At 48.0% G+C, this 11933-nt stretch carries 10 protein-coding genes; 6 read left to right on the plus strand and 4 right to left on the minus strand.

From position 1 onward, the window contains the following. Window positions 1–14 precede the first annotated feature (14 nt). The 3 genes from ACSTTG_RS08325 to ACSTTG_RS08335 all read right to left on the minus strand — a co-directional run bounded on the left by ACSTTG_RS08325 (window position 15) and on the right by ACSTTG_RS08335 (window position 3950). Complete coding sequence (locus ACSTTG_RS08325; protein WP_438474448.1) at window positions 15–1190, minus strand: glycoside hydrolase family 130 protein; 1176 nt, start codon at window positions 1188–1190, stop codon at window positions 15–17. Between the two features lie 45 nt (window positions 1191–1235). Next, window positions 1236–2591 carry a phosphohexomutase domain-containing protein gene (locus ACSTTG_RS08330; protein ID WP_438474449.1) on the minus strand — a complete coding sequence of 452 codons (1356 nt, stop codon included), beginning with the start codon at window positions 2589–2591 and terminating at the stop codon, window positions 1236–1238. Window positions 2592–2684: 93 nt separating this feature from the next. Continuing rightward, window positions 2685–3950, minus strand: a complete 1266-nt coding sequence (locus tag ACSTTG_RS08335) for an ABC transporter substrate-binding protein (RefSeq protein WP_438474450.1) — start codon at window positions 3948–3950, stop codon at window positions 2685–2687. Between the two features lie 411 nt (window positions 3951–4361). On the opposite strand from ACSTTG_RS08335, the gene ACSTTG_RS08340 reads away from it, so the two are divergent. From ACSTTG_RS08340 to manA, 6 genes are all read left to right on the plus strand, one after another. After that, entirely contained in the window at window positions 4362–5234 is an 873-nt protein-coding gene (locus ACSTTG_RS08340; protein WP_438457716.1) for a carbohydrate ABC transporter permease, read from the plus strand. Window positions 5235–5236: 2 nt separating this feature from the next. Continuing rightward, the gene (locus ACSTTG_RS08345) at window positions 5237–6169 is read left to right on the plus strand and encodes a carbohydrate ABC transporter permease (protein WP_438457715.1); all 933 of its coding nucleotides are present in this window, start codon (window positions 5237–5239) and stop codon (window positions 6167–6169) included. A gap of 3 nt (window positions 6170–6172) precedes the next feature. Then, window positions 6173–6775, plus strand: a complete 603-nt coding sequence (locus tag ACSTTG_RS08350) for a DUF624 domain-containing protein (protein ID WP_438474451.1) — start codon at window positions 6173–6175, stop codon at window positions 6773–6775. Window positions 6776–6785: 10 nt separating this feature from the next. Further along, window positions 6786–8006 carry an AGE family epimerase/isomerase gene (locus tag ACSTTG_RS08355; RefSeq protein WP_438474452.1) on the plus strand — a complete coding sequence of 407 codons (1221 nt, stop codon included), beginning with the start codon at window positions 6786–6788 and terminating at the stop codon, window positions 8004–8006. After that, window positions 7993–9078, plus strand: a complete 1086-nt coding sequence (locus ACSTTG_RS08360) for an ABC transporter ATP-binding protein (RefSeq protein WP_438474453.1) — start codon at window positions 7993–7995, stop codon at window positions 9076–9078. The genes ACSTTG_RS08355 and ACSTTG_RS08360 overlap by 14 nt, the downstream gene beginning before the upstream one ends. Window positions 9079–9332: 254 nt before the next feature. After that, on the plus strand, window positions 9333–10529 hold the full coding sequence (manA, locus tag ACSTTG_RS08365) for a mannose-6-phosphate isomerase, class I (protein WP_438474454.1): 1197 nt from the start codon (window positions 9333–9335) through the stop codon (window positions 10527–10529). A gap of 198 nt (window positions 10530–10727) precedes the next feature. Here the strand turns inward: manA and ACSTTG_RS08370 are convergent, their stop codons facing one another. After that, the gene (locus tag ACSTTG_RS08370; RefSeq protein ID WP_438474455.1) at window positions 10728–11819 is read right to left on the minus strand and encodes a M20 family metallopeptidase; all 1092 of its coding nucleotides are present in this window, start codon (window positions 11817–11819) and stop codon (window positions 10728–10730) included. Between the last annotated feature and the right edge of the window lie 114 nt (window positions 11820–11933).

The following is an 11933-nucleotide window of genomic DNA, read 5'->3' on the forward strand; positions in this document are numbered from 1 at the left end:
TGATAAATCGACAATTAGCGATTTTGTAGTTGATTTGATTCGATCAGGTCAATACGTTGACGCACACACTGTGCTGAAGTTAAAGGATCTTCTGGGGTATTGGTTACATAATCGACAAGCTGAGCCACACTGGTGGTCAGCACATGACAGCGCGTATCCGACGATGCGTAGTAGATGTAGACCTCACCAGATTCAAGCGCAACCATGCCATTACAGAACACCACGTTCGACACATCGCCGACGCGCTCTTCACCCTCAGGTGCGAGGAAATAACCGCTTGGACGGTGCGTGACCTTTAACGGGTCGTTAAGGTCTGTCATAAAACAGTACAGCACATAACGCAGACCAGCGGCGGTATTGCGCACGCCGTGACCGACGTGTAGCCAGCCCTGCTCGGTTTTCAGCGGTGCTGGACCTTGGCCATTTTTCGACTCTTTGATGGTGTGGTAAAGCTTAGGCTCAATCACATGCTCAACATCCACCGTGCAATCTTCCATCGAGTCAGCGAAGGCCATGCCAATACCACCTCCTTTACCTGCTTCAATAAAGCTATCTTGTGGGCGGGTGTACAACGCATATTTGCCATCAACAAACTCTGGATGCAGCACCACGTTACGCTGCTGGGCTGAGTTAGTTTTTAGGTCAGAAAGACGCTCCCAAGTCACTAGGTCGCGAGTACGAACGATACCGCACTGGGCAACGGCAGCCGATTCATCGCCAGGTGCCGCATTGGGGTCTTTTCTCTCGGTGCAGAACAGGCCATAAATCCAACCGTCTTGGTGTTTAGTTAGGCGCATATCGTACACATTGGTATCGGGCTCTTCGGTTTCTGGGATCACGCACGGCTTATCCCAGAACTTAAACCCATCCACACCATTATCGCTCTCAGCGACCGCAAAGAAAGATTTGCGATCGTGCCCCTCTACGCGAGCAACCAAATAGAATTTACCATCAAGTTCAATTGCGCCTGGGTTGAGTACGGCATTGATTCCCAAGCGTTCCATTAAGAACGGGTTTGAGGTTGGGTTTAGATCAAAGCGCCATTCAAGTGGAGCGTGCGCAGCGGTTAATACCGGGTCTTGGTAACGATGGAAGATGCCATTGCCTGGCAAAACAGCTTGGTTTACCCGCTCATGCAGGTGGGTGAAATCGGCTTGTAGCATCGACAGACGCTGAGCAAAATTAGTCATAGTAACCTCAATAAGTCTTATAAAATTTGTTATTTAATTCGGAAATTAAGAAATTAGCGCCAGAATCTCGTCGGTTTTTGCGTGCATAAGTAAAGCGTCTTGGCGTGATTCGACATTCAGGCGCAGCACAGGCTCAGTGTTGGAGCTGCGCAGGTTAAAACGCCAAGCGTCAAATTCGATACTCACCCCATCAACGTGTTCGACCTTTTGTGCATCGGCTGCGTAATGTTCGATTACCTTATCCACCACCGCTTGCGGATCGGCGACTTTGCGATTGATTTCCCCCGACACTGGGAAACGCTGTTGCTGTCGAGCCACCAAGCTCGATAAGGCACCTCGCTGGCTGACCAGCTCTGCAATCAGCAACCAAGGCAACATCCCGCTGTCGCAGTAGGCAAAGTCTCTAAAGTAGTGGTGTGCGCTCATCTCGCCACCATAAATAGCATTCTCGGCGCGCATCTTCTCTTTGATAAAGGCGTGGCCAGTTTTGCTCTGGACAGGCACCCCTTCAGCGCTCTGCACTACATCGATAGTATTCCAAGTCAGGCGCGGGTCATGAATGATCTTCTCTCCAGGGTGCTTGGCAAGAAAGGCTTGAGCCAACAGCCCAACTAAATAATACCCTTCGATAAAATCACCACGCTCATCAAATAGGAAGCAACGGTCAACATCACCATCCCAAGCAACGCCAAAATCAGCGCCATGCTCGATAACCGCAGCTTGAGTTTGAGCACGGTTTTCAACTAGCAACGGGTTTGGAATGCCGTTAGGGAACTCACCATCTGGCGTGTGATTGATCTTGATAAACTCAAATGGCAGGCTGGCTTCAATGTTATCCAGCATATGACCCGCTGCACCATTGCCTGCATTAACCACAATGCGTAAAGGCTTAAGCCGCACTGGGTCAACAAAGCTAAGAATATGGCGGCTATACGCCTTTGAAATATCGTAATCGTGGGTTTCACCACGCGTTTCAACATTGGCGTTGGGTGTATAGTCTTCCATCGCCACCAGTTGCTTGATCTCGTTCAGTCCCGAGTCACCACTGATAGGCTTGGCCCCATCACGAACCAGTTTCATCCCGTTGTAGTCTTTTGGGTTGTGACTGGCTGTGACCATGATCCCGCCATCCAACTCGAGATGATCGGTAGCGAAATAGACCTCTTCCGTCCCAACCAATCTAAGGTTAAGTACCTCTACGCCAGCATCATTGAGCCCAGCGATGGTAGCCTTGGCTAAAGCTGGGCTACTCAGGCGGATATCATACCCAACCGCGACACGCTTGGGCTGCAAGAAATGGGCATAAGCGCGACCAATGCGATAGGCAAGCTCTTCATTGAGCTCTTCGGGAAGACGGCCCCGGATATCATACGCCTTGAACGCGTTAATATTGTAATTCACGACAACTCCTAAATCGTAACGTTACGATAAGTATCAAAAATTTTTTGGCTTGGCTCCTCACAACATCACGAGGAGCCAAAGGATGAAGAGAGATTATTTCAGCACGCGTTGACGCGCTCGATTCCAGCGGCGGTCAAGGTTAGCCAGCGCCTTCTCAAAGTTGGATGCGGTCACCAAGTCTTGAATGTAACCACCTGAATAAAAGTCAATTTTCGCTCGGTTAGTCACCGCGATAAAGTCCGTTGAGTTGACTGGGGCTTCAATCACAGTTGGTGAATAACTCAGCAGCTCATCAATCTGCGAGAGACTGGTTTGCTTGTCTTTAAGGGTAGGAATAAAGCCAGCGATCTCCTCAAAGTTGGTCTCTTCAAGCAGGTACATGAGAAATGCCTTGGTGGTTTCTTTGTTTTTAGAGTGCTTGCTGATAGCATAGCCCCAATCACTATTTAACTGCACTCTAAGCTCTCCTTCGTTACCCACCGGCATCGGCATAAAGCCAATATCCTCACTGGCAATACCACGATCGATCACCTGCGGGATAAACCAACTACCGAGGTAGAACATCCCCGCCTCACCATTGGCAAGCACTGACTTAGACTCCTCCCATGAGTTGGTCATCAAGTCTGATTCGGTCCACTTGTTATCGACCAAGGTTTTCAGCACGGTGAACGATTGACGATAAGCCGTCTGCCCCGAGAAAGAGTCGTCTTGGCCAAGCATCCATTCGTAAACATCACTGTCACCCGCAATGGTGACTGGGTACTTGTCCCAAAATTGTAGCGGCCACTGCGCGCCGAAATTAATGTAGAAAGGCGTCTTGCCAATTGCAGCAATCTTTTCCGCCGCTTGATAGAGATCATCTAGGGTCTTAAACGGCACATCGACGTTTGCCTGCGCAAACACCTGCTTGTTGTAGATAAGGCCCTCCATTGAGTTACCCATCGACAAACCATAGGCCACATCATCATAGAGCCAGTTGTCATAGAACAGCACCTCATCGGGTTGATACATATCCAATGGCTCGTAAAACTTCTCATACTGCTCGGTAGGAACCGATGGCAAGATCAACACCAAGTCACCATAATCCCCTGTATTCATGCGTGGGCGCAGCGTGCCCTGATAATCGGCAAACGCTATTACTCGTACATCGGTCACCTCAGGGTATTTTTGCATAAAGCCCTGGGTGTACTGATCATAGATACCGGCTTCAACAAGGTCAGTGCGGTTGGTGTAGAAGGTGATCTCACCTTGAATTTTATCTTGGTTAAGTTCAAAGCTATCTGTCGCTTCGGCCATTACACCACTAGAGATGACGAGTCCGGTCGCAATCGAAATGAGGTTAATCTTTGTTGATGACATAGGGGAACCTTTTATCGTTATCGAGAATGTCCTTTCACCAAAAATATTAACGTTAAGATTTTTTCGGATCAATTCATCATCTGGATTTAAATAACAATTGTGAGTCTCATCACTTAAACTGAGTTCTAACTTTTACTCTACCTTGTATTTGCTAGTGATTACCAACAAAACAAAAACTCAACATATACAATGATTTATTACACTTATGCAGCGCTTAAATTATGCTTTCTCATTACCTATATTCAACGACAGTTTATTCAGCGTGAGTGCAGTCACATAAACCAAATCCTATTGGTAAAGCGATTGATTTTACCAAATCGTGACGTTACCATTTTTATCAAATCGATGAATCGTAACCTCAAATATCAGCACAAATTGGTAATTCAGGTTGGTCAAAAATACGGAGATACAATGTTTAACTTGCCCTTGAAACAGCAACAGCGGCTGATAACGATGCTCTTTCTCGTTATCCCTTTAACGCTGCTGATCACCTTTTCCTACTACCCCGCCAGTCAGTTGTTCTATATGAGTGTTACTGACTGGGATGGCTATGCCCTGGATAAAGAGTTTATTGGTTTGGATAACTATCGTTATCTTGCAGAGGACCCAGAGCTGCTCGAGCCGATGCTGAACTCTCTTTACTATTTTGCTGGTGCGGTGGTTCAGTTGGTTCTGTCATTGTGGTTTGCCGTGTTAGTCAACTCTAAGCTGGCTGGACGCAACCTGTTTAAGACCCTGCTGTTTATCCCGTTCGTGCTCAATGCGGTTGCGGCCTCGATGGTGTTTCAGATCTTCTACCAAGTCGATGGTGCGTTTGACAGCTTTTTGGTCACGATTGGCCTCGCCAACTGGGTACGCCCATGGCTGATGGACCCCGATATTGTTAACTGGGCCTTGGTGGCGGCGTCCGTCTGGCGCTATCTCGGCTTTAACCTGATCCTATTCTACGGTGTGTTACAGTCCATTCCACAAGATCAGTACGAAGCCGCACGCCTTGAGGGTGCTGGAGAGTGGCAACAGTTCCGTTATATCACCCTGCCATCAATCAAATTGATCATGGGTCTGCAAGTCCTGCTGGCCTTTGTCGGCTCACTGTCGGTGTTCGAGATCCCAATGATTATCACCAAGGGCGCGAACGGCACCAAGACCTTCGTTATGGCAACACTTGAAACTGCCTTTACCTTCAATGATTTCGGCCTTGCATCGGCAATGGCAGTCTTGCTGCTGGTGATTGTGGTGTTCTTTATGGTGCTGCAAAAAATTCTATTTGGAGAGGAGAAATAAACATGACCTCAGTAATCCCAAACTCTGATCACTCTCTGACCCAAGGCGAAACGGTGATGAATCGTAGAGACATTCAAAAAGCACGGCTTAAGCAGAGATTAAGGCAACCTAAATGGCTTTTTTGGACCGCATTTAAATACTTAACCTTAGCACTTGCGACATTGGCAGTGCTGGTGCCCCCTTATGCGGTTTTGATGGCCTCGTTCAAAACGCCTAGTGAGTACTATGCCACCAGCAAAGTCGCACTCCCGGAGTCATTTGCCAACTTTGATAACTTTATCAAGGTAATGGCTGATGGTGACCTTGGGTTAGCCTTTGCCAACACCGGCATCATTTTGGTCGTGTCTTTGTTCTTTACGATCATTTTTGGCACCCAAGTCGCGTATGTCCTATCACGCTTTAATTTCCGTGGGAAAAAGCTGGTGCTACTCGCTTACGTTGTCGCCATGGTGATCCCCGCTGTGACTACACAAGTCGCAACTTTTGAGGTGATCAAAACACTTGGTCTGATTAACCATAAAGCCTCGGTTATCCTGCTTTACATTGGTGCTGATGTGGTAGTGATCTACATCTTCCTGCAGTTTATGAAGGGCATTCCAGTCGAACTTGATGAGGCGGCCAAGATTGAGGGCGCTTCGTATTTCACTATCTATCGCACCATTATTCTACCGCTGCTTAAGCCTGCGATTGCGACCGTAGTGATCCTACGCACCATCTATATCTATAACGACTTCTATTTCCCGCTGTTGTACTTACCCGAGAACACTCAGGTAACGGTATCAACCGCGCTGTATAAGTTCACCTCAGTATTCGGTACCGAATGGACCGTGATTTCTGCTGGCGTAATCATTATTTTGATCCCATCGATCATCGTGTTCTTGTTGCTGCAAAAACACGTCTATGCCGGCGTCACCAACGGTGCGGTCAAGGGGTAAGCGATGAGTATTGCACTAGAGCAAAATCCGCTTCAGCTGTTTTGCCACTGGATCACGCGCCTAGCTTGGGTCAACTTTCTGGTGGTCCTGTTTACCCTACTCGGGGGAGTCGTGTTTGGCTTAACCGCTGCCTTATCAGCCGGACATAGCGCAATGACACGCTACATCACCGGATCACACAAGGTACCAGTTAAGACCTTTTATCAAGATTTTAAAGCCAACTTGAAAGTCGCAACGCTAGTGGGCAATGGCCTTCTTCTGCTCGCCTTTTCCTTGGCTTGGTATGCGATGACCTTGATTGAGCAGCAGAATCCAGTGTTGATTGTTTTGGGCTTGTCTTTACTACCGCTAACACTGCTTGTAGTGATGGTTTATCTCGCGCTGATCGTAGCAGGCGAACACCAACTCAGCAGCTACCTTACCACGCTCAAATTAGCGCTACACCTAACCATTTGTGCCTGGTACATCCCAGTTGGATTTGTTTTATCTCTGGCGCTGTGTGTCGCGGTTTATGCCCTCTATCCCATTGTGGGCGTGATGTTTTTTATCGCGCCACCACTACTGATGACTTCCTTACTTTATCACTTCAAGTTCATGGAAGATTAGGAATACGTTTATGTTAAGTTTGAAGAAATTAAAGCAACAAGTGTCTGATGAAGTTCAGGACAATATCCTCGGCTATTGGCTCACCATGGTCGATAAGCCACGCGGTGGGTTTAACTGCTATGCCTCTTTTGAGGGCGAGATAGACCCTAACCACCAAAAGTCAGTTCTGCTGCATTCGCGCATTTTATGGAGCTTTGCCTCGGCCTATAATGTGTTTCCACGCCAAGAGTACCTTGAGGCGGCAGATCATGCGTTTGCCTTTATTGAGCAATTTGCCCTCGATCCACAGCACGGTGGTGTGTACTGGATGCTTGATTGCGAGGGACAAATCGCCGACTCACAAAAACACGTATATAACCAAAGCTTTGCCATTTACGCTTTGAGTGAGTACTACAAAGCAAGTCACAATCAACAAGCGCTACAACTGGCGATTAGTCTGTTTGAATTGATTGAAAAGCATGGCTTTGATACCCATCACCAAGGCTATCACGAGGCCTTTGATCGCACTTGGCAACCGATTGAAAATCACCTGGTGTGTGATACCGAAGAAGGCGTTCTCGCGGCGAAATCAATGAATACCCACCTGCACATTTTGGAGGCTTACGCCAATCTCCACAAGGTGTGGCCGGATAAACGACTAGAGCAGCAGATCACTGCCCTACTTGAGTTGTTTAAGTCTGATATTATCGATGATAGCCTGCACTTTGGCCTGTTCTTCACCCCCGATTGGCAGTGTGTCTCGCACGATGTCTCTTATGGACATGACATTGAGGGCACTTGGCTTTTGGATGATGCGGCCGATCAAATCAATAACCGCAGCCTAGCCAATAGTATCTACCAATTGACCTCGAAGATGGCTGCAGTGACACTCGAAGAAGGCCTCGACTCAGATGGTGCAGTGTTTAACGAGCTGCAGTCAGGTCGCTTACTCGACAGTGACCGAATCTGGTGGGTGCAAGCAGAGGCCATGGTCGGCTTTTACAATGCATTCCAAAAAGACTTTTCACCCAAGTTTTGGCAAGCCGCCAACGACTGCTGGCGGATCATCACCACCAATCTTATCGACAAAAACAATGGAGAGTGGCATTGGAAAACCGACCGCTCTGGCAGCCCTTACATCAATGAGCCAAAGGTAGAGCCTTGGAAGTGCCCATACCACAACGCACGCGCTTGCCTTGAGATCTACTCACGAATTAATGCTTACGAGGAACAAAATTATGCATGCTGTTGAGGTTAAATCACTAAACAAAACCTATGGTAAAAATACCATATTGAACAAAATTGACCTGACTATGGATGCGGGTGGCTTTACCGTGTTGCTAGGTCCCTCTGGCTGCGGAAAATCCACTTTATTGCGTCTGATTGCTGGTCTAGAAGACATCACCGCAGGCAATATCTTTATTGGCGATAAAGATGTCACACTCGAAGACCCGAAGAATCGCGATATCTCGATGGTGTTCCAATCCTATGCTCTGTTTCCGCACATGACGGTCGAAGAGAACATTGGCTTTGGTATGATGATCAACAAAAAGCCGAAAGAGCAAATCAAGCAGCGCGTGACGGAAGTCGCTGAAATGCTTCAAATTGATCACCTACTAGACCGCACGCCGGCACAGCTTTCGGGCGGGCAACGTCAGCGTGTAGCGATTGGTCGCTCTCTCGTGCGCAATCCTAAGGTATTTTTGTTTGATGAGCCTTTGAGCAACCTAGATGCCAAGTTGCGCGGTGAAATGCGACTGGAGCTGAAAAAACTTCACCACGACCTCAACGCGACGATAGTCTATGTAACCCATGACCAAATCGAAGCAATGACGCTGGCAACCAAGGTAGTTCTGCTTAATAAGGGCTTTATTCAGCAGATTGGTACACCCTACCAGATCTACAACCAGCCCAATAATATCTTCGTTGCTAAGTTTGTTGGCGCGCCGCAAATCAGTTTGCTCAAGGGTACACTTACCCAAGCCAATACTGACTACTGGCATGTGGCCATTGGTGAGCATCTGATCCCAGTCGATCACTATGCCTTTGCCGAGCAACCGGTTGAAGGCCGCGCGGTGATCTTGGGAATTCGACCAGAGCATGTCTCTCAGTCCCCCGTCAACAGCGGTTTTGAGACCGACCTCAAGGCCAATGCGTATGAGATGACGGGCTCAGAGACCATCGTTGAGTTTGATCTTGCCGGCCAAGCACTACGAGCCAAGCTTGATGCCGATGTTGAGATGACCAACGGTCTCGAGTTACCGCTGCATTTCAATCTCAATAATATCTCCCTGTTCTGCGCCTCAACCGAGAACCGAATCTAAAACAAGCCTTCTAGCCTCTTACACCGTGTAAGAGGCTAACCTCTCTTAAAATCCTACTGCTGCCCATATTTTTTCTCGCCCGCTCTGCTTTTTGATTCAAGCGAACATTCGTTCTCATCCCTATTCCGATAGCAACTAGCTATCCATTGTCGCACCATCAAAATCGTAACGTTTTGGTAATTAGATCGCCGTCACTCAAATAAATATACCCTTCGAATATGATAACGTTACGATCAATCACCGAGATCCTTATTATGAATTTAATCAATAACAGCTTTTATCTGATGGACAATGTTGTACAACACTATGATTGGGGGAGCAAAGATGCGCTTAATGCACTTTTTGGCATCGAAAACAGCACCAATACGCCACAAGCAGAGGTATGGATGGGCGCTCACAGCAAAGGTAGCTCAAAAATTTTGCTTAACCAAAAAATCGTAACGTTATCAGAAATTATTCAGCACCAACCAATGCAAATCCTCGACCCACAGACGTTAGAAAAATATGGTGAGCTGCCTTATTTGTTTAAGGTGCTGACGGCAGAAAAGGCGCTCTCGATCCAAGTCCACCCTTCAAAGCAACAGGCTATCGAAGGCTTCGCGCGCGAGAACCAACTGGGAATACCACTTGATGCGCCGCAGCGAAACTATAAGGATCCGAATCACAAGCCCGAACTGGTTTATGCGTTAACGGAGTACACTGCCCTCAACGGCTTTAGACGCTATCAAGAGATCATCGATAACTTCCGCCCTTTCAAGCACGTTGTGATTCAAGGCTTGGTCGATGAATTAGACAATCAGCCTGACGCGGATGGCCTGGAGAGGTTTTTTGCTGGCCTGCTTGGGCTAAAGGAGCACGACAAGCATAGTGCACTGATTGAGCTTAATGCACTTGCGCAAAAGAACGCTAACCACGCCACCTTTGATCTGGTCAACAAACTCAGCCAGCAGTACCCAAATGATATCGGCCAGTTTGCGCCACTGCTGCTCAATGTCATCACTCTAGAGCCCGGACAAGCCATGTACCTTGCCGCTTGCACACCACATGCCTACGTTCATGGTAGCGCGTTAGAGATCATGGCGAATTCAGACAACGTTTTACGCGCCGGTCTAACGCCAAAACACATCGATGTTCCGGAGCTGATCCACTGTACACAATTCGAGCCTACTCCTTACGCAAGCTTGATAACTGAAGCTGAACATCACTCCCATAGCGACATCTATCCAACGCCAGTGGATGATTTTTGCTTTGCGATCCTTAACGCGCCTCAAGCGGTCACTCATCTTCCAAACAGCGCTGAGATCTTATTTGCTATAGATTCTGCCGCCACCATCACCGATGCTAGAGGTAACGCATTGACCTTCCAACCAGGTCAGTCGATTTTGATTCCTGCACACACAGAGACTTATACCATTACTAGTCAGGGTAGAGTTGCTCGCGCCTATAACTAGCTTTAATGCCCTGAGGGACTCTCCCATTCAAGGACATATACTGAACTAGCATGATTATAGATATGAGTACTTGGTATTAGCAACATAATCAAAGAGCCCCGATAAAGAGGCTGTACAAGCTTTATCGGGGCTCATAAGGAGCTAGGATCTTTAACGACTCACTCTAGCATTACTGAAGGAACTAATTAAAACTCTGCGTTAGCGGCAATAACTCATCAATATCTTAGTCGCCTCATCAATACGACGCGCAAAACTCGACTTCAGCGCCCGTTCATGCACGGTATGGTCTCCATCGCCAAAAGGTCCAAATCCGTCCAGCGTAGGCACGCCGGCACCCGCGACAATATTGGCATCGCTGACACCACCGCGCTGCTCTGTCGGTAAGGTGTAACCGAGCAGCGCCTCAATCTGACCAATCAAGAATTCCTGCGCGGGGCTTGGGGTCATGACATCGCGCTGCAATCCTCCACTGATGTCACTCGTGACACCTTCTACCTCTGGATGGGCCGCTATCTCCTCGATTGCTCCGAGCACCCGACTTTGCTCCTCTATAGATCGAAACCTTGCCTCGACACTCAACTTGGCGTGAGGGGATATGGTGTTAGCACCGATCCCTCCCTCGAGCTTGCCAACATTGACCGTGGTGCCCTTTTCAAGCGCTGTCAGTTCACTCAGTTTAACCAGCATCTTCGCCGCGGCTAAATTGGCATCGCAACCTTTGGTATAAGAATTTCCCGCGTGAGCCGCTCGACCATGGAGTTCGATATGATAAGTCGCCACTCCTTTACGCCCGATCACAATCTCATGATTCTCCCCCGCCGCCTCAAAGTCGATACAGGCCTGATAGCGCGAGGCTATCGAGCGAGTTAGTGCTTTGCTGTCATCACTGCCGGTTTCTTCATCGCTGACCAGCAAGAAATCGATGTTCGTTAGGTGGTGATTTTGAGCGTAAACCTGCCTTAGGGCCGACAACGCGACAAAGTTACCACCTTTCATGTCACAAACCCCTGGACCATAAACCCATTCTTCGTCCTGACGAAATCCCTCAAAGGTGCCTGGGGGAAACACCGTATCGAGATGTCCGAGTAAGAGCAGTCTAGGTTTTGTCCCCTCTTGGCCACTGGTAAACAGCAGGTGATTGCCAATCTGATCGCGTTGGTGCTCTTCGCATGCAAATCCCAACGCCTCCAACCAAGTTTTCATCAATGAACCATGTTGGTCGACGCCTTTTTTGTTGTGAGACCAAGAGTTTATCTCCACCAGCGCTTCCAGATCTTTAAAGTTGACCATTAAGTTTCTCACCCTCATGAATTATCGCAAAAAGTTTTTTCGTATCTGTGCAAAATGTTGCTGCATCTGTAACAGATTTACAACATAATAATGCAACAATGTGTTCACCAAGTT

This window comes from Vibrio glycogenivorans (assembly GCF_051660965.1).
Lineage (GTDB): Bacteria > Pseudomonadota > Gammaproteobacteria > Enterobacterales > Vibrionaceae > Vibrio.

Bases quoted from the DNA above. Each gene is read 5' to 3' on its own strand.
- ACSTTG_RS08355 (WP_438474452.1), top strand. From the start codon at position 6,786: ATGTTAAGTTTGAAGAAATTAAAGCAACAAGTGTCTGATGAAGTTCAG.
- manA (WP_438474454.1), top strand. From the start codon at position 9,333: ATGAATTTAATCAATAACAGCTTTTATCTGATGGACAATGTTGTACAA.
- ACSTTG_RS08335 (WP_438474450.1), bottom strand. From the start codon at position 3,950: ATGTCATCAACAAAGATTAACCTCATTTCGATTGCGACCGGACTCGTC.
- ACSTTG_RS08360 (WP_438474453.1), top strand. From the start codon at position 7,993: ATGCATGCTGTTGAGGTTAAATCACTAAACAAAACCTATGGTAAAAAT.
- ACSTTG_RS08340 (WP_438457716.1), top strand. From the start codon at position 4,362: ATGTTTAACTTGCCCTTGAAACAGCAACAGCGGCTGATAACGATGCTC.
- ACSTTG_RS08325 (WP_438474448.1), bottom strand. From the start codon at position 1,190: ATGACTAATTTTGCTCAGCGTCTGTCGATGCTACAAGCCGATTTCACC.
- ACSTTG_RS08350 (WP_438474451.1), top strand. From the start codon at position 6,173: ATGAGTATTGCACTAGAGCAAAATCCGCTTCAGCTGTTTTGCCACTGG.
- ACSTTG_RS08370 (WP_438474455.1), bottom strand. From the start codon at position 11,819: ATGGTCAACTTTAAAGATCTGGAAGCGCTGGTGGAGATAAACTCTTGG.
- ACSTTG_RS08345 (WP_438457715.1), top strand. From the start codon at position 5,237: ATGACCTCAGTAATCCCAAACTCTGATCACTCTCTGACCCAAGGCGAA.